Below are 25556 nucleotides of genomic sequence, written 5' to 3' on the forward strand. Positions count from 1 at the left end.
AGCCGCCGCGCGGCGTTAGGTGCTGCGGCCCTCGCGGTCGGGCCGCTCGGCTTCCACCGGCAGGCCCGGCTCGGAGCGGTCCTCGGCCGCGTCCGCGGCGAAGGTGGCCTCGTGCACTTGCCTCCGCGCTTTTTCCAGCCGGCGGCGCGAAATCCGGCTGTCCGTCCACATGGAAACAGCCACGAAGGCAACACAGCTGGACATAAAGGCGGCGGTGTTGTTCAGCCCCATCGCGGTTCCGAGGATGCCGGTGAGCACCATGGCGGCGATGCCGGCCAAGATGTGCCACCCTCTGAACTTACCCACAATCCAAGCGTAACCCCGGCCTTCTCGGGGTTTCCGCGCAGGGCCGGGATCGTTGTTTGATCCTTATCACGCCGTCACGAACCATCGGCGGCACCGTCATCCGCGTGGTCCGGAGCAGCCTCAGCGGTACTGTTCTTCTTCTGCTTCTCAAGCCAGGCCATGATGTCGGCGAGCCGGATCCGCCGGTGCGTGCCCCGGTATTCCACTGGGATTTCGCCGCGGTCCGTCATGTTCCGCAGGTAGGTGTGCGAAATGCCGGCCAGTTCGGCGGCCCGGGAGGTGGTCAGCATTTCCTCGACGCTGCTGACGGTCACCGCCTCGCCCCGGCTGAAGCGCGCCAGCAGATCGACGACGGCGTCCCGGGCCTGCGCCGGCAGCCGGTGGACGGTACCGTCGACAAAGACCGTGATGTCGTCGCTGCCGTGGAGGGCGTACCCGAGTTTCTGCGCGTCCTCAGCCGGAAGGGCGGCTGTCACCCGCGGAGCAATCAGTGTCATGGAGTGCATCCTAGCGCTCGCGGTTGAGCCTCACACTTCCGTTATCTCGTTGCGGCACTACAGCCCGAGCTCATCGAGGACGGGCAGTTTCGCCCGGACCCAGGCACGGGCATCGGTGGCGCTGGGCGCAGAGAGGGCGAGCTGGGCCAGTTCCTGCGCCTCGGACAGGGTGACGGTTTTCAGGACGGCGGCAACGGCGGCCAGCGACCGGGCTGTCATGGACAGGGTTGTGACGCCGAGCCCGGTCAGTACGACGGCGAGTGCCGGGTCCGCGGCAGCCTCGCCGCAGACGCCCACGGGTTTGTGGTGGCCCTCCGCGGCCGAACCTTCCACGGTGAGGCCCACGAGCCGCAGTACGGCCGGCTGCCATGGGGTGTTCAGGGCGGCCAGTGGACCGAGCTGGCGGTCGGCGGCCATGGCGTACTGGGTGAGGTCGTTTGTGCCCAGGCTTGCGAAACCGACTTCGCGGAGGATGGCCTCTGCCGTCAGGGCAGCCGAGGGGACCTCTACCATGACGCCGGGGGTCTTGATCCCTGCCGTGGCGCACAGGGTGGCGAAGCGGGCGGCCTCCTCCGCGGTGGAAATCATCGGCGCCATCACCCAGACGTCCGCCTCGGATTCCTGTTCGGCGCGGGCGATGGCCTGCAGCTGGCGTTCCAGGACCCCCGGCGTGGTGAAGTCAGTGCGGTAGCCGCGGACGCCGAGGGCAGGGTTGGGTTCCGTGGCGTCGGTGAGGAACGGCAGCGGCTTGTCCGCGCCGGCGTCGAGCGTCCGGAGCACCACTTTCTTGCCCGGGAAGGCGTCGAAGACCCCCTTGTAGGCGGCGGCCTGTTCGTCGACGGTGGGCTCGGTGTCCCGCTCAAGGAAGCAGAACTCGGTCCGGAACAGCCCGACACCCTGCGCATTGAGCTTCGCCGCGGCCACGGCGTCCTTGGCCCCGCCCACGTTGGCGAGCAGCGGCACCAGGTGGCCGTCCGCCGTCACGCCGGTGCCGTCAAAATCAGCCAGTAGTGAGGCGGTGGCGGCCCAGTGGGCTGCTGCCGTCCGCTGGGACTCATCCGGGTTCGCGGTGATGAGGCCGGCTGCGCCGTCCACGTACACCTCTGTACCGTCGGCGAGTTCGTCGACCCCGACGGCGGCGACCACTGCCGGCAGGCCGAGCGAGCGGGCGATGATCGCGGTGTGGGACTGCGGTCCGCCGCCGGCGGTGACCAGGGCCAGGACCTTTTCCGGATCCAGGGTGGCGGTGTCGGCCGGGGCCAGGTCCTCGGCGATGAGGATGAACGGGGTGGAGGACACGGGAATTCCCGGCGCGGGAACTCCACGCAGTTCCGCCACAATCCGGGACCGGACATCCAGGACGTCCGTGGCGCGCTCGGCCATGTAGCCGCCCAGGTTGTGCAGCATTTCCGAGACAGAGGCGCCGGCTTCCCAGATCGCCCGCTGGCCGGACGTGCCGCGGCCGATCAGTTTGGCGGCGGATTTGAGCAGCATCGTGTCGGTGGCCATGAGGGCCGTGGCCTCAAGGACGGCCTTGCCGTCGCCGGTGACGGTCTCGGAGCGGGTCTTGAGTTCGTCGTGGACGGATTTCGCCGCGGCCTTCAGTGCCGCCGTCGCGTCTTCCGCCGTGACGCCGGCGGGAAGCTGCTCTCCGGCGGGCGGTTCGCTGATCGGTTTGGGCATCTGCCGGATGGTGCCGATGATACGGCCGGGGCTAACGCCTACTCCTGGGAAGTTCTGCACTGAAGGTCCTCATTCTCTGTCGTAGGCCAGTGGCCACTAAGCCGGTAAACCAAGTGCCGCCGCTGACCCTGGGGATCATTTGTGCCTGCGGCTGACGGCTACGTCAACGTGCGGGGCACGGCACCTGCAAAAATTGTATGTGATGCAGTTCATATAGCGTTGCTATAGGTGCTAGGGTAGCGGTTATGAGTATCGATGGCCAGCTACCACCCAAGGCCCGGCTGCTGCGCGCAGCCGCAGAGCTGCTGGCCAACTCGGGCGGATCCGCAGTCTCGACCCGCCAGATCACACAGCTGGCCGGTGTTACGGCACCGACCCTCTACCACCACTTTGGTGACAAGGAAGGGCTGTTCGACGCCGTCGTCGCAGCAGGTTTTGATGAATATGTCGCGGGCGAACGTGACTTCGCGCCCTCTGGCCAGCCGCTGGAGGACATCCGCAGGATGTGGGACAACCACGTCCAGTTCGGGCTGAAACAGCCGGAACTGTACCTCGTCATGTTTGGCAATATCCGCCCTGAGAGCCGTCCGGCGATCGTCGCCGATGCCGAGGCCCTCATGGAGGAGATGCTCAACAAGGCGGCAGTCTCCGGCCAGCTCAACGTCCCGCCCAAAGAGGCGGCCAGGTCCATCCTGGCGGCCAACGTGGGCGTGACCCTCATGCTGATCGCGGAGAAGGTGCCGGAGCGGAACCTCGAGCTCTCCGCCATGACCCGCGACGCCATGATCTTTGCGGTTTCCACCGAGCAGGCCCGGAACAACGGCTCTGATGACAGCGGAAAATCCTCAGTGGTTGTGGCGGCCATCGCATTGAACGCAGCACTCCAGGCGTCCCACTCGGACCAGCTCTCCAGCTCAGAACTCAAGCTCTTCCTCGAGTGGCTCCACCGGATCTCCACCAGCTAGCTCGGCGAAATTATCGGACCACATCCTGCAAAGCAGCGGGAACGACGGTTAGGAATTCACATGGCAACAGAGACAGTTGCGAAACCACGTACCAGCGTGCGGGTACACGTCCAGAAATTCGGGACGTTCCTTTCAGGAATGATCATGCCCAACATCGGCGCCTTCATCGCCTGGGGCTTCATCACGGCACTCTTCATCCCGGCGGGCTTCTTCCCCAATGAGGAGCTCGGCAAGCTTGTGGGGCCGATGATCACGTACCTGCTCCCGCTCCTGATCGGCTACACCGGCGGCCGGATGGTCTACGGCGTGCGTGGCGGCGTGGTGGGTGCCGTGGCCACGATGGGTGTGATCGTCGGTACCGACATCCCAATGTTCATCGGCGCCATGATCCTGGGCCCACTCACCGCGTGGCTGATGATGAAGGCGGACAAGATCTGGGAAGGCCGGGTCAAGCCCGGCTTTGAAATGCTGATCGACAACTTCTCGGCCGGTCTCCTGGCCGCCGGCATGGCAATCGTTGGCATGCTGGTCGTCGGCCCGGTGGTGAAGGCCTTCAGCAACGGCGCCAGCGCCGTCGTCGAGTTCCTGGTCCTCAACGGACTGCTGCCGTTCACCAGCATCTTCATCGAGCCCGCGAAGGTCCTGTTCCTCAACAATGCTGTCAACCACGGCATCCTCACCCCGCTCGGCACGCAGCAGGCGCTCGAACAGGGCAAGTCGATCCTGTTCCTGCTCGAAGCCAATCCCGGTCCGGGCTTCGGCATCCTGCTCGCCTACTCCATCTTCGGCAAGGGGCTGGCCAAGGCGTCCGCGCCGGGCGCAGCGGTGATCCAGTTCGTCGGCGGGATCCACGAGATCTACTTCCCGTACGTCCTGATGAAGCCGATGATGATCTTCGCCGCAATCGGCGGCGGCATGACCGGAATCTTCACGCTCGTGGTCACCGGCGCCGGACTCCGGTCCCCGGCCGCCCCGGGCAGCATCATCGCGGTCTACGCCTCAGCCGCACGCGACAGCTATGTCGGTGTGACCCTTGCCGTGCTGTTCGCCACCACGGTGTCCTTCCTGATCGGTTCGGTGATCCTGAAGGCCAGCAAGGCACCCGCGGAGGACGACCTCGACGAGGCCACCCACAGGATGGAAGCCCTGAAGGGCAAGAAGAGCTCGATTTCCGCAGCCCTGATCGGTGAGGTTGTGGGTACCAGCGGCGTCGCTGTCCTTGCGACCCCGATCAAGAACATCGTATTTGCGTGCGACGCCGGAATGGGTTCCAGCGCGATGGGCGCCTCCGTGCTCCGCAACAAAATCAAGGCCGCCGGGTTCCCGGAGGTCAAGGTCACGAACTCCGCCATCGCCAACCTCAGCGACACGTACGACGTCGTCATCACCCACCAGGACCTGACCGAACGGGCCAAGCCCGCGACCGCCAGCGCCGTGCATGTCTCGGTGGACAACTTCATGAACAGCCCGCGCTACGACGAGATCGTCGAACTGGTCAAAGCCAGCAACACGGACGGCGAAGCGGCCCCGGCAGGCGCCCCGGCCGCAGCCGCGACCGCCGTCGAACGGCCGGAAACCCCCGCAGCGGCCGAGCCGGACGCCGAGACGGGCCCCGCCGGCATCCTGGTGGCCGAAAGCGTGGTCCTCAACGGCACCGCCACCACGCGGGACGCCGCGATCGACGAGGCCGGGCAGCTCCTGCTGGACCGCGGCGCCGTCGACTCCGGTTACGTGGACGCCATGCACGAACGGGAGGAATCCGTCTCCACCTACATGGGCAGCTTCCTTGCGATCCCGCACGGCACCAACGCCGCGAAGGACCACATCATGAAGTCCGCGGTGTCGGTGATCCGCTACCCGAACGGCATTGATTGGAACGGCAAGGAAGTGAAGTTCGTGGTCGGCGTGGCCGGCGTCAACAACGAACACCTGCACATCCTGTCCTCGATCGCCAAGGTCTTCACCAACAAGGCCCAGGTGGCCCAGCTTGAGGCGGCCACCACGGTTGACGAAGTGCTGGCCCTGTTCGGAAAGGTCAACAACTAGTGAAAGCTGTTCATTTCGGAGCCGGAAACATCGGGCGCGGATTCGTGGGCCTGCTGCTGCACGAGGCCGGGTATGAGGTGGTGTTCGCCGACGTCGCGGACGCCCTCATCACCGAGCTGGCCGCCGCGGACAGCTACCAGGTCCACGAAGTCGGAGAGAATCCCGCCGTCCGTACCGTCGACAACTTCCGCGCGCTGAACTCCGGCACCCAGGAAGCCGCCGTCGTCGCAGAAATCGCCACGGCGGACATCGTCACCACCGCCGTCGGGCCGCACATCCTGAAGTTTGTGGCACCTGCGATCGCCAAGGGGATCGCGGCCCGCGCCCCCGGGCTGGCGCCGCTGCAGGTGATGGCGTGTGAGAACGCGATCAACGCAACCGACATCCTGAAGTCCGAGGTGTCGGCCCAATGGGACGGGGCTGCGGGATCGCTGGAGGACAAAGCGGTGTTCGCGAACACCGCGGTGGACCGGATCGTGCCCAATCAGGAGGCCGGGCAGGGCCTGGACGTCACGGTGGAGACGTTCTACGAGTGGGTCATCGACCGGACGCCCTTCGGTGGCGCGGCGCCGGTCATCCCGGGTGCCACGTTCGTGGACAACCTGGAGCCGTACATCGAGCGGAAACTGTTCACCGTGAACACCGGGCATGCCGCGGCAGCGTACTTCGGTTTCGAGGCCGGCCTCGGGAAGATTTCCGAGGCCATGGCCGACCAGGACGTCGCCGCCGATGTGCGCGCCGTCCTGGACGAAACGAAAGAGCTGCTGGTGGCCAAGCACGGCTTCAACCGTGACGAGCAGGAAGCCTATGTCCAGAAGATCCTCGGCCGCTTCTCCAACGCGCACCTGCCGGACACCGTGACCCGCGTGGGCCGCGCGCCGTTGCGCAAGCTCAGCCGGCACGAACGCTTCATTGGTCCGGCGGCGGAGCTGGCCGAACGCGGGATCGTGCCGGAGGCGCTGCTCGGCGCGATCGCGGCAGCCCTGCGCTTCAACGACACGGCGGACACCGAAGCGGTCGAGCTGGGCCAGATCCTGGCCTCCTCGACTGCCGACGAGGCCACCGCGAAGATCACCGGCCTGGCCGCGGACCACCCGCTGTTTCCGGCCGTCTCCGCGCTGGTTGACGAGGTCAAGACATCCGTCTAGTCCGTGTCCAAAATCGCCGAAGCCTGACCGCCGTACCCCCGTTGCCCTATCAGTTTTGACGCCTATCCGCGGGTTTTGGCAGCCAGGAGTGATAGGGCAACCGGGGGCCGGTCAGCGCTCGACCAGGATCCCGTCCGGGTCGCACCAGATCATCGCGCCCGGCCGAAGCACCACGCCGTCGATCTCCAGTTCAACGTCGCACTCGCCGGCGCCTGCCTTGGCGCTCTTCCGCGGGTTGCTGCCCAGTGCCTTCACGCCGAGCGGCAGCCCGGCGATGGCCATCCGGTCGCGGATGGCGCCGTTGATGACGACGCCGGCCCAGCCGTTCGCGACGGCGCTTGCCGCGATCAGGTCCCCCATCAGGGCCGTTCGCAGCGAGCCGCCGCCGTCCACCACCAGGACCGCGCCGTCGCCGGGGGCGCCGAGGGTGGACTTGACCAGGGCATTGTCCTCGAAGCAGCGGATGGTGCGGATCGGGCCGCTGAAATGGGTGTGGCCGCCGAGCGACTGGAACTGCCGGGCCATGGAGTCGAGCTCCTCACCCCGTTCGTCATAGAGATCGGCGGTGTGTACGTCGGATGCGGCCATCGGTTCTCCTGTGGAAATAGGGGGCGGATCGTGGTCCCCACGATAGTCTGGCAGCACACCGATCTTCACTGTGCCTGTCAGTTTCCGGGGGGAACCGAATTACATGAGCCTGTCCGATCTACCCGGAGCAGCTCCGGATCCAACCCGTGGCAGTATGACCGCGGGAAGCCCGACGGCGGTGGCACTCGCCGAGCCCGAGCGGGCCGTCCGCCCCGCCTGGGTCGCCGGCGTCGTCCTCGTCAACGTGGGCATCAACGCGGCGTTCTTTGGTCCGCTCCAGGTGCTCCTAGGCCAGCAGGCGGCAGCGTTCAGCGAAGGCGACAAAGAGGCCATCCTCGCCCTCGTGACCGGAGCCGGAGCCGCGGTCTCGCTGGTGGCCAATCCCTTGTTCGGTGCGTTCAGCGACCGCACCACTTCCCGTCTGGGCCGCCGCGTGCCCTGGGTCCTGTTCGGGGCCATCCTCGGTGCCGCCGCCCTGATCGCGCTCGCCGGGGCGCCCAACGTTGCGATCATGACGCTGCTCTGGTGCCTCGTCCAGGCGGGCTGCAACGGGGCCTATGCCGCCGTTACCGCAGCCGTCCCGGACCGCGTGCCGGTGGTCCAACGCGGCACGGTGGGCGGCCTTGCCGCCATGGGACAGACCGTTGGAATCCTCATCGGCGCGGTGATCGCCGCGGCGGTGACCGGGAACTTCGCCGCCGGCTACGTAGTCTGCGCCGTGGCGCTGCTCGCCGGCGTTGTGCTGTATTTTTTCAAGAACGACGACGTCCCGCTCCCCAAGGAGGCGCGTCCGAGGTTCAGCCTGGCCGGCTTCGTGCGGGGTTTCTGGATTTCCCCGGCGCTGTACCCGGACTTCGCCTGGGCCTGGCTTACCCGGCTCCTGGTGAATGTCGGCAACCACATGGTCACCCTTTACCTGCTTTTCTTCCTCAAGGACGCGGTCCATTTGGAGCAGACGCAGGGCATTGCGCCGGAGCTTGGCGTGCTGGTCCTGACTGGGCTCTATGCGGTGATGGTGATCATCACCAGTGTGGTCGGCGGCCGGCTGAGCGACCGGATGGGGAAGCGGAAGCCGCTCGTGATCATCTCCTCGGTCATCATCGCGGTGGCCTCGTTGATCCTGGCCTTCGCGCCGAACTGGCCCGGGGCACTTCTTGGGGCATCGGTGCTGGGGATCGGCTTTGGCTGCTACCTTGCGGTGGACTTCGCCCTGCTCACCCAGGTGCTCCCGACGGCACTGAGCCGCGGAAAGGACCTGGGCGTCCTCAACATCGCCAATTCCCTCCCCCAGGTGCTCGCGCCGCTCATCGCGTTCCCCTTCGTGACGATGTGGGGAGGCTACGTTTCGCTGTACGTGGCGGCCGCCGTGATTGGGCTGCTGGGTGCTGTATTCGTGGTCAAGATCAAGAGCGTCGATTAGCCCCGGACCCGCCGCGGCAGGTCCGCGTGCCGGGCATCTCCAGCACGGCCCCCGACGAGCCTGCGGCCCGGGAGCGTGGCGTATAGTGGACGGGAATTGCCGCGGCGGCGCTGTGGGGGATCCCTCCGGGCTGCCGAGAAAACCGACCCCGGAACGCTGCTGATGCCTGAATTTCACTCAGAACTTCCACCGATGGCCCCTCCCCCCACCCTGCCCCGGCAACGGCTCCGCTACACCCGGATCCTCGACGTCGCCGCCGGGTTCGCCCGCAAGGGCCTTGACTCCGTGGTCCTCTCCGAAGTCGCCGCCCGGGCTGACGTTCCGCTGGGCACCCTGTACCGTTACTTTCCATCCCCCACCCAGCTGATGCTTGCCCTCTACCGCAAGCAGCTCGCGGAGCTGCATGCAGCCACCTCCCCGGCCGCGCCCAAGGTCGGTGCGGGGCGCTCCGGGCGGGCCGCTGCGGCAAACGCCAGGGGTGACGTCACTGCCAACGCCCTCGTCGGAGTCGTGATGGAAATCTTTCACATGCGCCTCATGCAGCCTGCCGTGGAGCAGTGCCTGAACAGGGCTGTCTACACCAAGGACACGGACACCACCAGGCTGCTCCGCGACATCGATTCCACGGCCGAAAAGGCCGTCACCGCCGTGAGCGCCGACGCCGCCACTTCCCGCGTGCTGCTGCTGACAGTCACTGGACTGGTCCAGTCCGTCCGCTGCCGCCGACTTTCCCTCTTCGAGGCCGAGGAAGACCTCAAAAAAGCCTGCTTCCTGCTGACATCCGGCCGTCAGACGGCGTAACTGGTCTAGACCAATCTCATTTTTTACTGGCCGGTAACGGGCCTTTTTCGTGACTCGGCTCACCAAAACAGCTGGATAAACGTTTCACCTTCGCATTGAATGTGTCGTTCGCCACATCGCGGCCAGCCAGCTTTGTTTACTATTGCAGAACCGGGGCGGCCCCAGCCGCCCGCTACACCCGGAGCTTCACTGCAGCCCACCAACCTCGGGTCGCTGCCGACGTTCCCCAGACCATCTTGAGCATCCCTGTGCTTGAGCTTCCATGTGCCGTACGCCCACGGTGAGCCCCAGGAGACACGAAGTGTCCATTGAAACGATCAACCCCAACGACGCGACGTCCCCCGCAGAGCCCGTAGCCGTGCTCAGCGACGAGGAAATTTTCGCAGCCCACCAGGGCGGCAAGCTGTCTATTTCCAGCACCGTGCCGCTCGCCAGCAAGCGCGACCTTTCCATCGCCTACACGCCCGGCGTTGCCCAGGTCAGCCGCGCCATCGCCGCTGACCCGGAACTCGCCAAGACTCTCACTTGGGCGCAGCGACTCGTCGTCGTGGTCAGCGACGGCACCGCCGTCCTCGGCCTCGGCGACATCGGCGCCAGCGCCTCGCTGCCCGTGATGGAAGGCAAGTCAGCCCTGTTCAAGGCTTTCGGCGAGCTCGACTCCATCCCGTTGGTGCTCAACACCACCGACGTCGACGAGATCGTGGAGACGCTCGTCCGCCTGCGGCCGAGCTTCGGCGCCGTCAACCTCGAGGACGTCTCGGCGCCGCGCTGCTTCGAACTCGAGGACAAGCTCATCGAGGCCCTCGACTGCCCCGTGATGCACGATGATCAGCACGGCACCGCAGTTGTCGTCCTGGCAGCCCTGACCGGCGCGGCCAAGGTGACCGGACGCGAACTCGAGAAGCTCCGCGTCGTCGTCTCCGGCGCCGGCGCCGCCGGGATCGCCGTCGCGCAGATGCTGCTCGCCGCCGGTATCACCGACGTTGTGCTGCTGGACTCCCGCGGTGTCATCCACAGCGAACGTGCGGACATCGCCGCCGATCCTGCCAGCAAGAAGGCCCAGCTGGCCCGGAGCGGAAACCTGCGCGGCGTCTCCGGCGGACCCGCCGAAGCCCTGCTGGACGCCGACGTGTTCATTGGCGTTTCCTCCTCCAAGCTTGCCGAGGATCACCTCAAGCTGATGAGCCAGGACTCGATCGTATTCGCACTGTCCAACCCGGACCCCGAGGTCCTGCCGGAGGTCGCACGCCAGTACGCGGCCGTCGTGGCCACCGGCCGCAGCGACTTCCCGAACCAGATCAACAACGTCCTCGCGTTCCCCGGCATTTTCCGCGGTGCCCTCGACGCAGGCGCCCGCCGGATCACTCCGGCCATGAAGCTGGCTGCGGCACGTGCCATCGCGGCACTGGCCGAAGATGACCTCTCCGCCGATTACATCGTCCCGAGCCCGCTGGACCCGCGCGTGGCACCGGCAGTTGCTGCCGCTGTTGCCGCGGCGGTTGAAGCCGAGTAACCACAACAGAACAGACGACGACGGCGGTGCCTCCCTGGGGAGGCGCCGCCGTCGTCGTTTTCCCGTGGGCCGGTGCTCCTGCGGCCGGTGCCCCCGGTGGAGCGCCCGGAACCAGCGGCCGGGGCGCCATAGCGGCGCCATAGACTGGGGCTATGAACGCCGAGACAGTTGTGACGATCCTGTGCGGCCTCGCCATCCTGGTGGGTGTGGCCGGTACCGTCATCCCGGTGGTTCCCGGCAGCATCCTGATCGGCCTGGGCCTGCTGGCGTGGGCGATTTGGGGTGGGGCCGGAACAACCGGCTGGGTGGTGTTCGGGGTCGGCCTGGCCTTTGTCCTGGCGGGGATGGCCGCCAGCGCGGTCCTGACCGGCCGTAAACTCAAACAGCACAGCATTCCGGGCCGCTCGGTGATGGCCGGACTGGTCTTCGGTGTCGTGGGAATGTTCATCATCCCGGTGGTGGGCCTCTTCATTGGCTTCGCCGCCGGCCTGCTGCTGAGCGAACTGCACCGCACCCGCGTCTTCGGTAGCGCCGTGGCGTCGAGTTGGGCCGCGCTGAAGGCCACCGGGCTGGGAATGATCGTGGAGTTCGGACTCGCGTGCCTCGCCGGCAGCACCTGGGTGATCGGCCTGTGGATTTCGGCAGCGGCCTAGTCTGCCCCAGGCCTCCTGCGGCCAACTAGCATGGAGGCATGAGCGCCGGACCAGCAGACTCCACACCCCGCCCGGTGGTGTATCGGGACCACCGCGATCTCACGCCGTTCCGTGCGCCCGTCATCCGGACGCCGGTCCGAGGCCTCGCTGACGGCGTGAGCGGTGCGGTGGCCGGAGTCCTGGCGGGGCGGACCCGCGGCACCCTGCCGGTGGAGGGCGGCCCTCCCCGGCTCGGCAAGGTGGGCGGCAGGATGCCCGGCAAGGCCGCGAAGGCAGTGCACGCCGCCATCTTCGGCAGCTCCGACCCGGACCGGCTGATCGCCCTGGCGCACGCCTACCCCGGCTGGTCCGGGCTGTGTTACCTGGTGGCCGGGTTGCTGAGCTACGCCCACGGAGGCCACCTGCGCGCTTCTGAACTGCTCCAGCGCGGGATGCAGATCAGGAACGACGACGACGCGAACCTGTATGCCTCCGCGTACCTCACGCGCGTCGTCACCCGGGTGTCCGTGGCCGAACGGGTCGAGGTTCCGGTCCTCTTCAGCGAGGAGGGCGTGTTCCTGGCGCTGTCCCACTCGCTGCGCGAGACCGGCCAGGGGGAAGCTGCGCTCGCGGCGCTGACCGGACTACCGCCGTCGTTGCCGATGGCGCTGGCGCGCTGCTCGTTGGCCTCCACGCTGGGGCGGCACGAGGACGTCGTCGCTGACACGGAAGGGCTGCTCAACGCGGACGACCTCTCGGCTGCGCTCCTTCTGGTACGGGCACGATCGCTGCGCAAGCTCGGCGACACTGCGGCTGCCCGGGCCGCCCTGCAGGAGGTCCTGCGCCGACGCAAGACCGACTTCACGCTCCGCAGCGATGCCCTGACGGACCGGGCCCTGCTGCTGCTGGACAACGGGCGGAAGGCGCTAAACCGGCGGGACTGGCAGCACCGCCAGCGCGCCGAACTCGAGACGGTCAGGGCCATCCGCAAGGACGCCGAGCTGCATGAGATCTGGGACCGCGAATACGGCCGCGCCGACGGCGACTGAACCACCTCAAAGTCTTTTGTCCAGGTTCCGTGACCCTTGCGGGCTCACGGAAGCAGGGAGTACAAACGAGGCATGAGGGATGCCGCAGCTCGCTGGATGCAGCACTACATCACAGCCTGGACGTCGAACGAACCGGAAGATATCAGGGCGCTGTTCACAGAAGACGCCGTGTACGCCACCCGCCCGGACGATCCCGAGCCGTGGACCGGGCGCGAGGAGATTGTCGAGCGCTGGATCGCCGGGCGTGATAAGCCGGGGGACTGGACTTTCGAATGGACACTTCTGGGGGTCGACGGCGGGAGGGCCTTCGTGCAGGGCCGCACCGACTACCGCGGCGACAGCCGCAGCTACGACAACCTCTGGATTATCCAGCTGACGGGCGACGGCCGTGCCACAGCGTTCACCGAGTGGTACATGCCGCGCAAGTGACCGGGAGCCCCGGCCAGGCAGCGACACCGCCGCTCAAACCTCAGCCTCGCGACAGGGCCTGGCTCAGGACAGGCATAAGCTGCTCTGACAGCAGCACGGCGCCCAGCGCCACCATGATGATGCCGCTGGTGAGCGTGACCCTGCGCGCCGCGCCGGGCCGGGAGGAGAGCAGCCTGCGTGCCAGCAAGGCAACGCAGCTGTAGACCACCGCGACCAGCAGAACAAACGTCAGGCCCAAAAGGCCGGACTGTACCGGCACCGGCAGCGACGCCTCCGGGCTGACAAACTGCGGCACGAGGGCCACGTAGAACAGCAGGCCCTTCGGGTTGATGCCGCTGGTTCCCATGCCCTGCATGAACGTCCGGAACTGGTTCGTTGGCGCCCGCCCTTGCGTGCTGGCGAAACTCGCGCCGCGCCAGGAACGGATTGTGGATAGCCCGAGCCAGAGCAGGTAAGCCGCGCCGGCCACCGTCAGCCAGCCCAGCACGCCCGGAATCCCGGTAAGCAGGGCCGCCAGGCCCGCGACCAGGAGCAGGGTGTGCAGCACGTAGCCGCCGCAGAGCCCTGCGACGGCGGGGACGAAGCTGCGTTGTTTCAAGCCCGCGGTGATGGAATATGCCCAGTCCACCCCCGGAGTGCAGGCAAGGGCGCCGGCGACCACCAGAAAGGCGAGAAATAGCTGGGGGTTCATCGTGGTCTCCTAAGGCGTGCGTATAGGAAAAGTCTAGGAAAATTGCTGCCAGAAGTGTTCCCTCTTTTCGCGGAGAAATGGCCGTGGAAGGTAAGATTATTGCGTGATTGACCACTTGGACAGAAGTATTTTGCGCTACCTTAAAGAGGATGGCCGGATGACGGCCACGGCGCTCGCCGCCAAGGTGGGGCTGACCGTGGCGCCCTGCCACCGGCGGCTCCGTGACCTCGAGGCATCCGGTGTCATCCGCGGCTATCGGGCGGACATCGATCCGGCTGCCGTGGGGCTTGGCTTTGAGGCGATTGTCTTTGTGACGCTGCGGCAGATAGACCGGGCGACGATGGAGATCTTCGAGAACCGCGTCGCTGACAACCCGAACATCGTGGAGGCCCAGCGGCTGTTCGGGTCCCCCGACTACCTGCTGAAGGTCATTGCCGAGGACCTCCCCGCGTACCAGCGCTTCTACGATGCTGAACTGACCTCGCTGCCGGGCGTTGAACGGCTTAAGTCAACCCTGGTGATGAAGAACCTGAAAACCAACACCGGACCGCCCGTTTAGGTCCAGATCCTGATAGGCCTCAGGCGCCCAGCAGCCCCGTCGTCCGGTAAGGGATGACCTCTCGGAGGAACATGCTCGTGGAGGTCCGCACAATTCCCGGGCAGAGCCGGATTTCCTCGGAGACGCGGTACAGGTCATCCGGGCTCTTCGCCACCACCCGGATGAGCAGGTCGGTCTCGCCGGCCGGGGCGTGGCATTCGAGCACCTCGGGAATGTTCCGCAGCGCGGCAATCGCCTCATTCAGATGGCTTTGATCCAGTTCCGCACTGACCGACGCCGCCACGCCCCGGCCCAGCGCCGAGGGGAGCACCCTGCTGCTGTTGGGGCGCAGCGCGCCAGACGCCGTCATCCGCTCCAGGCGCGACTGCACGGTGCCGCGCGCCAGGGCCAATTTCTGGGCCAGCACCATGATCGGCAGGCGGGGATCCTCATCGAGGGCGAGTAGGATTCGCCGGTCCGTGGCGTCGAGTTCCTGCAAAGTGACCACTTCCTGTAGGTAGCTGCGCTCGGGCTTGATCAGTTTGACCAGTTCAGGCCGGGGTTGTTGCACCAACTGTAGGACTTCTGTTGAAATAGTGACAACAAAGGGATGCAGGCCACCGCCGGAATCCCCGAGGCTACAAGCACCCCGGCACACCACCCGGACCTTGGATGAGGTTTCCCGCAAGGCGCCCGCCCGCTGATTGACTCTTGTTCACACCATCGTCATTCCGCACAACGCCGCAGTTCGCAGTGCCACGGCCCGGAGCAACGCCCGGGTCCGGCACGGCAAGAGCCCCTGAGCCACCGACGTCGGATTTTCCGAAGTCATCGGTAGCTGAGGGGCTCTTGTGTTTGTCCGCATAGGCTGGTGCCATGACGTCTGCCGGCCGCTTCGCCCCCAGCCCCTCCGGTGAGCTGCATGTGGGCAACCTCCGGACGGCCATCCTCGCCTGGCTCTTCGCCCGCTCTACCGGCCGGCGGTTCCTCATGCGGGTGGAGGACCTGGACCGGGCCCGGGCCGGCGCCGAGGCGCAGCAGCTGCGGGATCTGGCGGCGATCGGCGTGAGCTGGGACGGCGGCGTCGTGCGCCAGACGGACCGCGGGCCGCTCTACGCGGAGACGATCGCCCGGCTGGAAGCCGCCGGCCGGACCTACCCTTGCTTCTGCACCCGCCGCGAAATCCAGGAAGCCCCGTCAGCCCCGCACGCCCCGCAGGGTGCCTACCCGGGAACCTGCCGAAACCTCTCCGCGGCCGAGCGCAACGCCAAAGGTGCCGACCGGCCTGCCGCCATCCGGCTCCGTGCCGACGTCACGGAAGCGACCGTGCACGATGTGTTGCACGGCAGCTACGCCGGGGTGGTGGATGACTTTGTGCTCCGGCGCAATGATGGGGTGACTGCCTACAACCTGGCGGTGGTGGTCGATGACGCGGCCCAGGGGATAGACCAGGTGGTCCGAGGTGATGATCTGCTGCCCTCCACACCGCGCCAAGCCTATCTGTCCGGACTGCTAAATATGCCTGTTCCGGAATATGCGCACGTTCCGCTCGTTGTGAATGCCGACGGCGCCCGACTGGCCAAGCGGGACGGTGCCGTCACCCTGACGGACCTCGCCCAGGCCGGTAGGCCGGCCGAGGAAGTGCGGGACACTTTGCTGGCCTCCCTCGGGCTGCCGTCCGGGCCGCTGGGGCACGCCCTCGCGGCATTCCGGCCGGCGATGCTGCCGCGGGAGCCCTGGGTGTGGCCGGGCGCTTAGCCGCAGGGGATGTGCCGGACGCGTAGGCTGGAACCATGTCAGAACCAGCACTTCCCCGATTCACCGTCGAGACCGCCAGGGTCCTTGCCGAAGTGGCCCACAACCGCCAGAAGGACAAGCTCAAGAAGCCCTACCGCGAGCACGTGCTCGCCGTCGGGGACGCCCTGGCGGACTTCGACGATGACATCCGGATTGCCGGGTACCTGCACGACATCGCGGAGGATACTCCGATGACCCGGCAGGCGCTGCTGGACATGGGAGTCTCGGAGCGGGCAGCGGACATCATCGAGCGGGTCACGAAACGCCTGCACGAGAACCCGGACGACTACCAGGCCGGCATCCGCTACATCGCCGAGGACCACGACGCCACCCTGGTGAAGATCGCCGACAACGCGCACAATTCCCTGCCGGAGCGAGTCAAGGCGCTGGCCGAAAAGTGGCCGGACAAGCCGCCGGTCACCCGCTACGACGAGGCGCGCCCGGTGCTCTACGCCGCCGTGCCGGTCGAGGAAACCCGGAAAATCCTGGCCCGGATCAACCCGTGGCTGCTTGAGGAACTCGATGATCTGTTGGACGAGGCGGACGATACCGACTACGAGAACCTCTCCTACGAGGACGCACCGGCGGCCCCGCCGGCAAACGCGGAACCGCTGGTCGAGCCCGACGGGATCCCCGCGGCCGGGACCGACGCCCGCGGGGACTGACCGTGCGGGCCTTCGTGCTCACCCGTTACGGCGGGGCCGATGCCATGGAGCTCCGGAATATGCCCGACCCCCAGCCCAGGCACGGCGACGTCCGGATCAGGGTTGGCTCGGCAGGCCTGAACCCGGTGGACTGCAGGATCCGCGACGGTGACCTGCGGCCCATCAGCCGGCTCCGGCTGCCGATCGTCGCCGGCTGCGAACTCGCCGGAACAGTCGACGCGGTCGGGCCCGGGCCGAGCCGCTTCGCCGTGGGGGACCGGGTCTACACGCGGGTGGACAAGCGCAGGCTGGGCGCCTTCGCCGAACTGGCATGCGTGCAGCAGGAGCTGGTGGCCCATATGCCGGCATCGCTCGATTTCGCAGCAGCCGCAGGACTGCCGCTGGCCGGGCTGACCGCGCTGCAGGCCCTGCGCGATGAACTCGCCGTCGGACCGGGCACCCGGCTGTTCATCTCCGGCGGTGCGGGAGGCGTGGGAACGCTGGCGGTCCAGCTGGCCAAAGATTTTGGCGCCGAGGTCACCACAACCGCATCGCCCCGCGGTGCGGCCTTGGTGCAACGGCTCGGCGCCGATTGCGTGATCGACTACACGCAGGAGGACTTCTCGGTGGTCTTGCGGAACTTCGACGCTGTCCTGGATCTGGTCGGGGGCGCGATGCTGAAGGATTCCTTCAGCATCCTCAGGCCCGGAGGTCGCGTGGTCTCCATCGCAGGTGTTCCGGAACCGCGTACTGCGCAGGAGGACCTGGGTGCGCCGCCGTGGATCACGGCCGCGTTCGGCCTGATGAGCTTCGCCATCCGCCGGCGCGCCCGCAAGGCTCAAGCCAGCTACCGGTACCTGTTCATGCACCCCAGCGGCGATGACCTGCGGGTCCTGGCTGCCCTCGTCGACGGCGGCCGGTTGCAGCCGGTCGTGGACAGCACCTACTCGTTTGCGATGATTGCCGAGGCCTTCGCCGCACTGGAGCAGGGCCACGCTAAAGGCAAAATCGTGGTCACGTTCCCCTAGCAACCGGGGACCGTGCCCGCCACAGCAGACCGATGTAGGCGAGGTCGAAGGCACTGCAGAGGATTCCGACGCCCAGGACAAGCGGCGAGCCACCGTACCAGCCGAACACGATGGTGGGAGCCAGGGTCCCGATCCACTTCGCCACGGCGATCAGCAGGCTCTGGCCGCGGGATCCCCGGCGGGCAACAAACATGGCGATGAACAGCCCGGACATCAGCAGGTTCTGCAGGAAAGCCGCGTAGCGCGGGGCATCCTCCCAGCCGAACTCGAGGATGAACAGCAGCTGAAGCGCGAAGGACGTGACGCCCAGCAGGATTGCCCAGCCGATGAAGAGCTTCTGCGTCGCCCAGGACGGCAGTTCGGAGCGGCCATACTTGAGGAAGGTGTACACAATCACGACGTCGGCGAGTCCCCACACAATGTTGAAGATCCCTTGGGTGGACATTCCGGTCGCGACGGAGCGCGCGGCGTAGACGGTCTCCCAGGCGAAGTTCAGCCCGAGCGCGGCGGCGGGGACCGCGTAGCTTCTGTCCCTGAATCCGATCCGGATGGCATCAGCGTAGACCACGGTCCAGGCAACGCCGCTCACGATCGTCAGGAACAAGACGGTGCCCTGCGCCTAGACGCGGCCAAGGGCGTCGATGTCCTCGAGGAACTGCTGGTGGACCTCCTCGCTGACCGTGGTCCGGGTGTCCGCGATCGCGTCGAGGTAGTCCTGCGTCGCGGGGCCTTTTCGGACCGCGTCGCGGAGGGAGGCGCTGCCGCTGGAAGCCAGCCCGCCGTCGTCGTACACTGCCTTCTCCAGCGCCCGCTGGGAGGCGCTCCGGGCAGCGTATTCGATGTCGGCGGGGGAGAAGCCCTCAGTCCGTTCCACCAGCAGCTCCACGTCCACGTCGTCCACTACCGTGGCGGGAATGAAGCGCTGCCACATGGCCTCGCGGGCCTGTCGGTCGGGCAGGCCGATCGGGATGACGTAGTCGAAGCGTCCGTGGCGCAGGAACGCGGTGTCCAGGGCGCGGATGAAGTTGGTGGCGCACACCAGCAGCCGGCCGGGCTGCTCGCGGAAGGCCGGGATGATCTTGAGGAGCTCGTTGGTGACGCCCTGCAGGGGCGACGGCGGCTCACCGGACCGCTGGGAGGCGATCTCCTCCACCTCGTCGATGAAGACAACAGCGTGCTCCAGCTCGGCGATCTCCAGGAACGTCTCGCGCAGCGCACCGGCAAGGCCCTTGGGGTCGGAGGCGAGACGGGAAGGAAAGACCTCCACGAAAGGCCACTCGAGGCGGGAGGCGATGGCCTTCGCGAACGTGGTCTTGCCGGTGCCGGGAGGGCCGAAGAGAACGACGGCGCGCGGCGGCACCACCCCGTACTCGTCGGCGAGGTCGGCCTCGGCCAGCGGAAGGACGAGACGGCGTTCCAGCAGCTCCTTCTCGTTCCGCATGCCCGCGACGTTTTCCCAGAGGTCCCGGGCCAGGATCCGGCCGCCGAGCTGGCTGAGGGGTTCGAGTTCCTGGCGCTGCACCGGGATCTTCCGCTCGAAATAGCGCAGGTTCTTTTTCAGCACAAAACCGCGGCCCAGGAACGCCTCCACCCGGGTCTCGGATTCCGGCATGAGCGCGGAGAGCTTGTTCAGCCCGTGCGGGGCCATCCGGTTCTCGACGGCGGCCAGCAGCGACGTGCCGATCCCGCGGCCGCGGAACTCGGGGAGGGTGGCCAGGAAAACGATCCAGCCCTGGTCGTGGGCGGCGCGGCCGACCGCGGCGCCCACGACCTGATCGCCCTGCACCGCGACGACGGCGTGGTCCTTTTCGCAGGAGGCCAGCACCTCGGAGAGCGCGTAGACCGGCTCGACGTTGGTGGCCTTGAGGGACTCCCAGAGGTGCAGGATGCCGTCGAGATCGGCGGAATGGAAATCCCTGATTCGCCAGTTGGTCATGAGGTGTCTCCCGGGTGGTTCGTCGCTGAGCCAGTGTGATTCTGTCCGTTGAGCATATGCGAACCGCCTCCGGGAGAGGTTGCGGGGACGTTGCGTTACGGCGTCGCCACTGCCGGTCAGGACCGCTTCGAGGTGAGAGTTCGGTAGCGAGGCTATTGGCCGGTGCGGGACAACTATGGCAGTATCTGCGTATGAATGCAGATATGCAGGTTGAGGTCGACAGTCCTCATGTTGAACTCGCCGTCGAGGTGTTTTCCATGCTGGCCGACTCCACGCGTGTCCGGTTGATCCTTGCCTTGGGGGAGGGGGAGTTGCCGGTCAACGCCCTGGCTGAGCGCGTGGGGAAACCGGCTTCAACCGTCTCGCAGCATCTGGCCAAGATGCGGCTGGGTGGCATGGTCGCCACGCGGCAGGAAGGCACCAAAGTCTTCTACCGGCTGCAGAATGACCACGCCCGCCAACTGGTAATGGATGCCATCCACCAGGCCGAGCACGCGCTCGGCACTGCCCCGCGGCACGGCGCATGAACCGCCCGTCGGATGCCGTGGACGAACACAGCCACGGCGAACGCCAGGAGCACAACCACGACGACGGCCGGGTCCATGCGGATGACCATGACCATGGCCATGGCCATGGCCCGGACGGCCACCCTCACCCCCACACGCACGCCACCGGCCTGAAGGGCTGGCTTCAGTCGGTCTTCGTCCCGCACTCACACGACGCCGCGGACTCGACCGATGAGGCGCTCGAATCCAGCTTCCAGGGCATCCGTGCGGTCAAGGTCTCCCTGCTCGGCCTCGGCGTCACCTCACTCTTCCAGTTGGTGATCGTGCTGATCAGCGGCTCCGTGGCGCTGCTGGCCGACACCGTGCACAACTTCTCCGACGCGCTGACCGCGGTCCCGCTCTGGATCGCGTTCCTGCTGGGCCGCCGCAGGGCCACCCGGACGTACACCTACGGTTTCGGCCGGGCCGAGGATCTCGCCGGGCTGTTCATCGTGGCGATGATCGCCCTCTCCGCCGTGGTGGCCGCGGTCGAATCGATCCGCCGCTTCTTCGAGCCCCAGCCCGTACACAACCTCGGCTGGGTGCTCGCCGCCGGGCTGGTGGGCTTCGCCGGCAACGAACTCGTCGCGATCTACCGGATCCGGGTCGGCCGGCGGATCGGTTCCGCGGCCCTGGTGGCCGACGGTGTCCATGCCCGGACGGACGGCTTCACCTCGCTGGCGGTCGTCGCCGGCGTCATCGGCATCTGGCTCGGTTTCCCGCTCGCGGACCCGATTGTAGGCCTGCTGATTTCCGCCGCCATCATTGTCCTCCTGTGGGGCACCGTGCGCGACGTCGGACGTCGGCTGATGGACGGTGTCGACCCTGGGCTGACCCAACGGGTCGAGGCCGTCGTCGCGGAACACTCCCGTTCCGGCGGCACCGCCCGGCTGCGCTGGTCCGGCCACCGGCTGCACGTCGAGATCACGGTGCCGATCCCGACGGACGCGCACCTGGTTGAGCTCGCCTCGGTGACGGCCAATCTGGAACGCGGGGTCCGGCGGGTCCTCCCGCACGTCGGGTCGGTGACGACTGTGCCCGACTTCGGCGCGGCAGAGTCGCCGCAGACCGCCTAAATCCCCAGCGTCGCGAGACTCTGCTGCAGCGCTTCCGCCGAATGATGCAGCGAGGCGAGTTCGCCGTCGTCCATGGGCGTATCCAGGACCGCGCGGACCCCGCCGTGCCCCACGACGCTGGGCAGCGACAGCGCCACCCCGGTGATTCCGTACTGGCCGTCCAACACGGTGGAGACGGGAAGGACGGCGTTTTCCGCGCGGAGCAGGGCCTCCACGATGCGTGCACCCGAAAGCCCGATCGCGTAGTTCGTCGCGCCTTTCCCGGCGATCACCTTGTAGGCGGCCTGTGTCACTTCCCGCGCGGTTTCGGCGAGGTAGTCGGAGGTGAAGACCCGGTCGCCGTCGACCGTCCAGTTGCGGATCGGGACCGGGCCGATCGTGGCGCCGGACCAGACGGGGAACTCGGTGTCGCCGTGCTCGCCCACCATGCTGGCGTGCACGCTGGTGAGGGAGACGCCGGCCTTCCGCGCCAGCAGCCAGCGCAACCGGGACGTATCGAGCACCGTGCCGGAGGAGAAGATGCGCGAGGACGGCAGGCCGGAGATTTTCTGCGCCGCGACGGTCAGCACGTCGCAGGGGTTGGTCACCAGGACGTAGACGGCGTCCGGGGAGTGCGTGAGGAGCTGCGGCATGAGCTGGTCGAGGATGCGGACGTTGGTGCCAGCCAGGTCAAGCCGGGTCTGGCCCGGCGCCTGTTTGGCGCCGGCGGTGATGACGACGACGTCGGACCCTTCCGTCGCGGCGATGTCCCCGCCGCCGGTGACGGTCGCTGCAGCTGCGGCGAACTGGGTGCCGTGGGCCAGGTCCAGCACTTCGGCTTCTGCCTTCGTTGCATTGACGTCGAAGAGGGCGACGTTGCTGGCCGAGCCGCGGATCAGGGCGGCGTAGGCCAGGGAGGTGCCCACGCTGCCGGCGCCGACAACTGCGAGTTTTGAACCGGGACTCGTCGACATGGCCTTCATCTTCCCGCGCAGGCTGCTTTCTTAGAGGTGCTGGATACCAGCCCGTTGCATGGCGTCGCGGTAGACCTCGACGTTCTTGTTCAGGAGTTCCTCCTGCTTGACAGCCGAGACGGCGAAGGCGCGGCCGCCCAACGCCGTGGCCTTGTAGATCTTGACTCCGCGGTTCTTCAGCGATGAGTGGTAGGTCTTCTCGAAGAGTGTCAGGAAGGCGTGGGCGTCGGCGCCGTGGGCGATGACGGCGGAAACGCGCCTGTTGATCTTGAGGAACTGGCGGAAGGGCCGCAGGCCGTCCGTCTTCTCCTGGACGTTCAGCGCCGAAGGCAGTTCGGGATCGCGGACCCAAGGGTAGGCGTTCCACGGCATGACATAGCGGGGGTCGAGCTCGACGGCCTCGTAGATGGAGGTGGCGCGGCGGGCGGCCTCGTCATCGTTGAAGTGGGAGACGAAGCCCGATTCGGTGCCCTTTCCCGGGGCGATATGGAGGCTGACGATCCGGCACTCGTCCTCGTCATGGACGGGATCGATGTAGGGGACGACCGACCCCGGTTTCTTTTCCATCAGTTCGTCGCAAAGCTGCGTTACGGCGGCGATGTTCGGTTCCTGCAGCAGGGTCTTCTTTTCGTCCCAGTCAATCGTCACGATTTCTCCCTCAGCGCTCGGCGTCCAGAAACAGGCGTCTTGTTCCACTCTACGCTTTTGAGCGCTGGGGCGTTTTTTGTGGGTCGGGGTGAGTTCCGTGCCGGCTCGGGACGCCAGGCAATACGACCCCTAGTCACGGGCTGACAGCCGGGCGTACGCTTAAAACGCCTGCAGGTGACCATCTGGTTTGGCCGGGTCGTTCAGGACATGAAAATGTCCGAGCCATCTCATAGCGAGATCGCGAAGGTACCTGCAGGCTTTGCATGCCTGTCGAGGCCCGCCGTGCTTGAGCGGCTGCCGTATTCCGATGAATTCGCTGAGTGCCGGGCTATGACCCGCTGCAACCCCTCTTGGACGAGCCGCTGCGTTGTCCTATGTGCTGGTCCATACATCCGAGGGCATGATGGGGAGAATCCGCAGGTCCCAATCCGTTGCGGCATGCCCAACGCCCCGCCGGGGGCCGATCCCGAAAGCAGGCAGAGCGTGAATTCACAAGCGATGGAATGGGCCCGTGAAGTGGAAGCGCAGCTGACGGATGAGGAGCGCTTTTCGCTGCTGATCAGTGTCATGGGCACCAATGAGGTCGTCACGGACAAGGATCCACGCATCCCGGACGGCGTCCCGATGGGCGCCGGCTACACCCCCGGGATCCCGCGGCTGGGGATCCCGGCGTTGCTGATGAGCGATGCAAGCCTGGGCGTCACCAACCCGGGCTACCGGGAAGGCGACACGGCCACGGCGCTCCCGGCATCGATCGCCCTTGGGGCCAGCTTCAACCCCGAACTCGCCCGTAGATCCGGGCAGCTGGTGGGCAGGGAAGCCCGGAGCAAGGGGTTCAACGTTCAGCTCGCCGGCGGAGTCAACCTGCACCGGGACCCGCGCAACGGCCGGAACTTTGAGTACCTCTCCGAGGACCCCTGGCTCACCGGGGTCCTCGGCGCGGAGTCGGTCAAGGGAATCCAGGGCGAGCAGGTGATCTCGACGGTCAAGCACTTTTCGCTGAATTGCAATGAAACGAACCGGCACTGGCTGGACGCCGTCATCGACCCCGCCGCGCACCGGGAAGCCGACCTGCTCGCGTTCGAGATCGCCATCGAACGGGCCGGGCCCGGCGCCGTCATGACCGGCTACAACAAGGTCAACGGCACCTACGCGGGCGGCAACGAGGCGCTGCTTCAGGGCATCCTGAAAGGCGCCTGGGGCTTCCCCGGCTGGGTGATGTCCGACTGGGGCGCCACGCCGAGCTGGGACTTCGCGCTGCGCGGCCAGGACCAGGAATCCGGGGTGCAGATCGATGTGCTGATGTGGGGACACGAGGCCTTCACCGCCCCGCTGCGCGAGGCCTACGCGGCGGGGGATTTCCCCAAGAATCGGTTGTCCGACATGGTGCAGCGCATCCTCTACGCCATGTTCGACGTCGGCGTCGACAGCTGGGAGGGAACGCCCGACGTCGACCTGGCCGCCCATGCGGACATCGCGCTGGAAACGGCGCGGCAGGGAATTGTCCTGCTCAAGAACGACGGCGTGCTGCCGCTGGAGGCGACGTCTCCCGCGGACGTGGTCCTCAAGATCGCGGTCATCGGGGGACATGCCCAACTCGGAGTCCCGATCGGCGCCGGATCGAGCGCCGTTGTTCCGGCCGGCGGCTACGCAGAGGTCCATTCCATCGGCGGACCGGGCATCATGGGCGCCGGGCGGAACCTCTTCCTCCTGCCCTCCTCGCCGCTGGCGGAACTGAAGAAGCTGCTGCCTGACACCGCGATCGAGTACGACCCCGGGATGAGTCCGGCCGAGGCGGCGCTGCTGGCACGCCGTTCGGACGTCGCCGTGGTTTTCGGCATCCGGGTTGAGGGCGAGGGTTTTGACAACCCGGACCTGTCCCTTCCGTGGGGTCAGGATGCCGTGATTGAGGCCGTCGCGGACGCCAACCCGAACACAATCGTCGTCCTTGAGACGGGCAATCCCGTGGCGATGCCGTGGCTTCGGAAGGTCAGGGCCGTTGTTGCGGCCTGGTACCCCGGCCAGTGCGGCGGCCGGGCAATCGCCGAAATCCTCGCTGGCGTCACGAACCCCTCTGGGAAACTCCCGCTGACCTTCCCGACCGGCCTGGACCAGACGCCGCGGCCGGAGCTTTCCGGCCTCGGCACGCCGTGGGGAACGCCGACGACCGTCAACTACAACGAAGGGTCCGAGGTCGGCTACCGCTGGTTCGCGAAGACCGGACAGGAACCCCTGTTCCCGTTCGGACACGGGCTGAGCTACACCAGCTTCGATTATGCGGATCTGGCGGTGCACGATCGGGGCGGGCTGCGGGTCGAGTTCACCGTCACTAATGCGGGACCGCGCCGCGGTGCCGACGTGCCCCAGCTCTACCTCCTCGAGGATCCCGCGGGCACGCGGACGCGCCTGCTCGGCTTCGAGCGCGTGAACCTGGAACCGGGCGGATCCCGGACCGTCTCGCTGGACGTTGATCCGCGGCTGCTGGCGTCCTATGACACCGGTCGCGGGCAATGGCATACCCCGGGCGGCAGCTACCGGCTGGCGCTGGGGCACTCGGCCGGCAACTACACCTTGGAGGCTGACGTGTCCCTCGCCGAGGCGTGGTTCGGGCGGTAGCCGCTCG

General features: G+C 67.0%; 26 protein-coding genes. 16 read left to right on the forward strand and 10 right to left on the reverse strand.

The genetic code is table 11. The features are described 5' to 3' along the window. Window positions 1-15: 15 nt before the first annotated feature. From J2X01_RS06875 to ptsP, 3 genes are all read right to left on the reverse strand, one after another. Complete coding sequence (locus tag J2X01_RS06875; RefSeq protein ID WP_310052193.1) at window positions 16-306, reverse strand: hypothetical protein; 291 nt, start codon at window positions 304-306, stop codon at window positions 16-18. Between the two features lie 74 nt (window positions 307-380). Beyond that, window positions 381-803, reverse strand: coding sequence for a helix-turn-helix domain-containing protein (locus J2X01_RS06880; protein ID WP_310052196.1), 423 nt, complete (start codon window positions 801-803; stop codon window positions 381-383). Between the two features lie 57 nt (window positions 804-860). Next, window positions 861-2546, reverse strand: coding sequence for a phosphoenolpyruvate--protein phosphotransferase (ptsP, locus tag J2X01_RS06885; RefSeq protein WP_310052199.1), 1686 nt, complete (start codon window positions 2544-2546; stop codon window positions 861-863). A 185-nt stretch (window positions 2547-2731) separates the two neighbouring features. Between ptsP and J2X01_RS06890 the strand changes: the two genes are divergently transcribed. Genes J2X01_RS06890 through J2X01_RS06900 form a run of 3 tightly spaced genes read left to right on the forward strand, consistent with a single transcriptional unit; the run spans window position 2732 to window position 6645 of the window. Then, on the forward strand, window positions 2732-3451 hold the full coding sequence (locus J2X01_RS06890) for a TetR/AcrR family transcriptional regulator (RefSeq protein WP_310052202.1): 720 nt from the start codon (window positions 2732-2734) through the stop codon (window positions 3449-3451). 60 nt (window positions 3452-3511) lie between these two features. Beyond that, window positions 3512-5497, forward strand: coding sequence for a PTS mannitol transporter subunit IICBA (locus J2X01_RS06895; RefSeq protein WP_310052204.1), 1986 nt, complete (start codon window positions 3512-3514; stop codon window positions 5495-5497). Beyond that, window positions 5497-6645, forward strand: a complete 1149-nt coding sequence (locus J2X01_RS06900) for a mannitol-1-phosphate 5-dehydrogenase (protein WP_310052206.1) — start codon at window positions 5497-5499, stop codon at window positions 6643-6645. The genes J2X01_RS06895 and J2X01_RS06900 overlap by 1 nt, the downstream gene beginning before the upstream one ends. A 111-nt stretch (window positions 6646-6756) precedes the next feature. Here J2X01_RS06900 and rraA read toward each other — a convergent pair whose 3' ends face one another. Beyond that, complete coding sequence (gene rraA / locus J2X01_RS06905) at window positions 6757-7233, reverse strand: ribonuclease E activity regulator RraA (protein WP_310052208.1); 477 nt, start codon at window positions 7231-7233, stop codon at window positions 6757-6759. Window positions 7234-7336: 103 nt separating this feature from the next. Between rraA and J2X01_RS06910 the strand changes: the two genes are divergently transcribed. The 6 genes from J2X01_RS06910 to J2X01_RS06935 all read left to right on the forward strand — a co-directional run bounded on the left by J2X01_RS06910 (window position 7337) and on the right by J2X01_RS06935 (window position 13077). Then, window positions 7337-8653, forward strand: a complete 1317-nt coding sequence (locus tag J2X01_RS06910; RefSeq protein WP_310052210.1) for an MFS transporter — start codon at window positions 7337-7339, stop codon at window positions 8651-8653. Window positions 8654-8845: 192 nt separating this feature from the next. After that, complete coding sequence (locus J2X01_RS06915) at window positions 8846-9454, forward strand: TetR/AcrR family transcriptional regulator (RefSeq protein WP_374724943.1); 609 nt, start codon at window positions 8846-8848, stop codon at window positions 9452-9454. A 301-nt stretch (window positions 9455-9755) separates the two neighbouring features. Then, window positions 9756-10967, forward strand: coding sequence for an NAD(P)-dependent malic enzyme (locus J2X01_RS06920; protein WP_310052215.1), 1212 nt, complete (start codon window positions 9756-9758; stop codon window positions 10965-10967). A 152-nt stretch (window positions 10968-11119) separates the two neighbouring features. Next, window positions 11120-11620, forward strand: a complete 501-nt coding sequence (locus J2X01_RS06925; RefSeq protein ID WP_310052217.1) for a DUF456 domain-containing protein — start codon at window positions 11120-11122, stop codon at window positions 11618-11620. Between the two features lie 38 nt (window positions 11621-11658). Then, window positions 11659-12648, forward strand: coding sequence for a hypothetical protein (locus tag J2X01_RS06930; RefSeq protein WP_310052219.1), 990 nt, complete (start codon window positions 11659-11661; stop codon window positions 12646-12648). A 72-nt stretch (window positions 12649-12720) separates the two neighbouring features. Continuing rightward, a complete protein-coding gene (locus J2X01_RS06935; RefSeq protein ID WP_310052221.1) occupies window positions 12721-13077 on the forward strand; it encodes a nuclear transport factor 2 family protein in 357 nt (118 codons plus the stop codon). A 40-nt stretch (window positions 13078-13117) separates the two neighbouring features. Here the strand turns inward: J2X01_RS06935 and J2X01_RS06940 are convergent, their stop codons facing one another. Further along, complete coding sequence (locus J2X01_RS06940) at window positions 13118-13768, reverse strand: LysE family translocator (RefSeq protein ID WP_310052223.1); 651 nt, start codon at window positions 13766-13768, stop codon at window positions 13118-13120. Between the two features lie 103 nt (window positions 13769-13871). On the opposite strand from J2X01_RS06940, the gene J2X01_RS06945 reads away from it, so the two are divergent. Then, the gene (locus tag J2X01_RS06945; RefSeq protein ID WP_310052225.1) at window positions 13872-14327 is read left to right on the forward strand and encodes an Lrp/AsnC family transcriptional regulator; all 456 of its coding nucleotides are present in this window, start codon (window positions 13872-13874) and stop codon (window positions 14325-14327) included. Between the two features lie 19 nt (window positions 14328-14346). Here J2X01_RS06945 and J2X01_RS06950 read toward each other — a convergent pair whose 3' ends face one another. Continuing rightward, window positions 14347-14805, reverse strand: a complete 459-nt coding sequence (locus J2X01_RS06950; RefSeq protein WP_310052361.1) for an Lrp/AsnC family transcriptional regulator — start codon at window positions 14803-14805, stop codon at window positions 14347-14349. 377 nt (window positions 14806-15182) lie between these two features. Between J2X01_RS06950 and gluQRS the strand changes: the two genes are divergently transcribed. The 3 genes from gluQRS to J2X01_RS06965 are packed head-to-tail and all read left to right on the forward strand — an operon-like array spanning window position 15183 to window position 17775. Then, a complete protein-coding gene (gene gluQRS / locus J2X01_RS06955; RefSeq protein WP_310052227.1) occupies window positions 15183-16064 on the forward strand; it encodes a tRNA glutamyl-Q(34) synthetase GluQRS in 882 nt (293 codons plus the stop codon). A gap of 35 nt (window positions 16065-16099) precedes the next feature. Next, window positions 16100-16768, forward strand: a complete 669-nt coding sequence (locus J2X01_RS06960; protein WP_310052229.1) for an HD domain-containing protein — start codon at window positions 16100-16102, stop codon at window positions 16766-16768. Between the two features lie 59 nt (window positions 16769-16827). Beyond that, window positions 16828-17775, forward strand: a complete 948-nt coding sequence (locus J2X01_RS06965; RefSeq protein ID WP_310052231.1) for an NADP-dependent oxidoreductase — start codon at window positions 16828-16830, stop codon at window positions 17773-17775. On the opposite strand, the gene J2X01_RS06970 is transcribed toward J2X01_RS06965, so the two are convergent. Beyond that, window positions 17762-18379, reverse strand: a complete 618-nt coding sequence (locus J2X01_RS06970) for a transmembrane-type terpene cyclase (protein ID WP_310052233.1) — start codon at window positions 18377-18379, stop codon at window positions 17762-17764. The two genes, J2X01_RS06965 and J2X01_RS06970, sit on opposite strands and share 14 nt — an antisense overlap. 15 nt (window positions 18380-18394) lie before the next feature. Beyond that, window positions 18395-19711, reverse strand: a complete 1317-nt coding sequence (locus tag J2X01_RS06975; RefSeq protein WP_310052235.1) for an ATP-binding protein — start codon at window positions 19709-19711, stop codon at window positions 18395-18397. A 191-nt stretch (window positions 19712-19902) separates the two neighbouring features. On the opposite strand from J2X01_RS06975, the gene J2X01_RS06980 reads away from it, so the two are divergent. Together J2X01_RS06980 and J2X01_RS06985 are read left to right on the forward strand one after the other, a co-directional pair. Continuing rightward, window positions 19903-20238 carry an ArsR/SmtB family transcription factor gene (locus J2X01_RS06980; RefSeq protein WP_310052237.1) on the forward strand — a complete coding sequence of 112 codons (336 nt, stop codon included), beginning with the start codon at window positions 19903-19905 and terminating at the stop codon, window positions 20236-20238. Continuing rightward, entirely contained in the window at window positions 20235-21332 is a 1098-nt protein-coding gene (locus J2X01_RS06985) for a cation diffusion facilitator family transporter (protein ID WP_310052239.1), read from the forward strand. The genes J2X01_RS06980 and J2X01_RS06985 overlap by 4 nt, the downstream gene beginning before the upstream one ends. Here the strand turns inward: J2X01_RS06985 and J2X01_RS06990 are convergent. Further along, window positions 21329-22285 (reverse strand): L-lactate dehydrogenase, encoded by a 957-nt coding sequence (locus J2X01_RS06990; protein WP_310052241.1) that lies wholly within the window; start codon window positions 22283-22285, stop codon window positions 21329-21331. The two genes, J2X01_RS06985 and J2X01_RS06990, sit on opposite strands and share 4 nt — an antisense overlap. A 30-nt stretch (window positions 22286-22315) precedes the next feature. Then, window positions 22316-22933: a uracil-DNA glycosylase family protein gene (locus J2X01_RS06995; protein WP_310052243.1), complete on the reverse strand. Its 618-nt coding sequence runs from the start codon at window positions 22931-22933 to the stop codon at window positions 22316-22318. A 483-nt stretch (window positions 22934-23416) separates the two neighbouring features. On the opposite strand from J2X01_RS06995, the gene J2X01_RS07000 reads away from it, so the two are divergent. Further along, window positions 23417-25549 carry a glycoside hydrolase family 3 C-terminal domain-containing protein gene (locus tag J2X01_RS07000; RefSeq protein ID WP_310052245.1) on the forward strand — a complete coding sequence of 711 codons (2133 nt, stop codon included), beginning with the start codon at window positions 23417-23419 and terminating at the stop codon, window positions 25547-25549. Window positions 25550-25556: the final 7 nt, after the last annotated feature.

Source organism: Arthrobacter ginsengisoli (genome assembly GCF_031456935.1).
Classification (GTDB): Bacteria; Actinomycetota; Actinomycetes; order Actinomycetales; family Micrococcaceae; genus Arthrobacter; species Arthrobacter ginsengisoli.

Bases quoted from the DNA above. Each gene is read 5' to 3' on its own strand.
- J2X01_RS06880 (WP_310052196.1), bottom strand. From the start codon at position 803: ATGACACTGATTGCTCCGCGGGTGACAGCCGCCCTTCCGGCTGAGGAC.
- J2X01_RS06890 (WP_310052202.1), top strand. From the start codon at position 2,732: ATGAGTATCGATGGCCAGCTACCACCCAAGGCCCGGCTGCTGCGCGCA.
- J2X01_RS06895 (WP_310052204.1), top strand. From the start codon at position 3,512: ATGGCAACAGAGACAGTTGCGAAACCACGTACCAGCGTGCGGGTACAC.
- rraA (WP_310052208.1), bottom strand. From the start codon at position 7,233: ATGGCCGCATCCGACGTACACACCGCCGATCTCTATGACGAACGGGGT.
- J2X01_RS06910 (WP_310052210.1), top strand. From the start codon at position 7,337: ATGAGCCTGTCCGATCTACCCGGAGCAGCTCCGGATCCAACCCGTGGC.
- J2X01_RS06915 (WP_374724943.1), top strand. From the start codon at position 8,846: ATGGCCCCTCCCCCCACCCTGCCCCGGCAACGGCTCCGCTACACCCGG.
- J2X01_RS06925 (WP_310052217.1), top strand. From the start codon at position 11,120: ATGAACGCCGAGACAGTTGTGACGATCCTGTGCGGCCTCGCCATCCTG.
- J2X01_RS06930 (WP_310052219.1), top strand. From the start codon at position 11,659: ATGAGCGCCGGACCAGCAGACTCCACACCCCGCCCGGTGGTGTATCGG.
- J2X01_RS06935 (WP_310052221.1), top strand. From the start codon at position 12,721: ATGAGGGATGCCGCAGCTCGCTGGATGCAGCACTACATCACAGCCTGG.
- J2X01_RS06940 (WP_310052223.1), bottom strand. From the start codon at position 13,768: ATGAACCCCCAGCTATTTCTCGCCTTTCTGGTGGTCGCCGGCGCCCTT.
- gluQRS (WP_310052227.1), top strand. From the start codon at position 15,183: ATGACGTCTGCCGGCCGCTTCGCCCCCAGCCCCTCCGGTGAGCTGCAT.
- J2X01_RS06960 (WP_310052229.1), top strand. From the start codon at position 16,100: ATGTCAGAACCAGCACTTCCCCGATTCACCGTCGAGACCGCCAGGGTC.
- J2X01_RS06965 (WP_310052231.1), top strand. From the start codon at position 16,828: ATGCCCGACCCCCAGCCCAGGCACGGCGACGTCCGGATCAGGGTTGGC.
- J2X01_RS06975 (WP_310052235.1), bottom strand. From the start codon at position 19,711: ATGACCAACTGGCGAATCAGGGATTTCCATTCCGCCGATCTCGACGGC.
- J2X01_RS06980 (WP_310052237.1), top strand. From the start codon at position 19,903: ATGAATGCAGATATGCAGGTTGAGGTCGACAGTCCTCATGTTGAACTC.
- J2X01_RS06985 (WP_310052239.1), top strand. From the start codon at position 20,235: ATGAACCGCCCGTCGGATGCCGTGGACGAACACAGCCACGGCGAACGC.
- J2X01_RS06990 (WP_310052241.1), bottom strand. From the start codon at position 22,285: ATGTCGACGAGTCCCGGTTCAAAACTCGCAGTTGTCGGCGCCGGCAGC.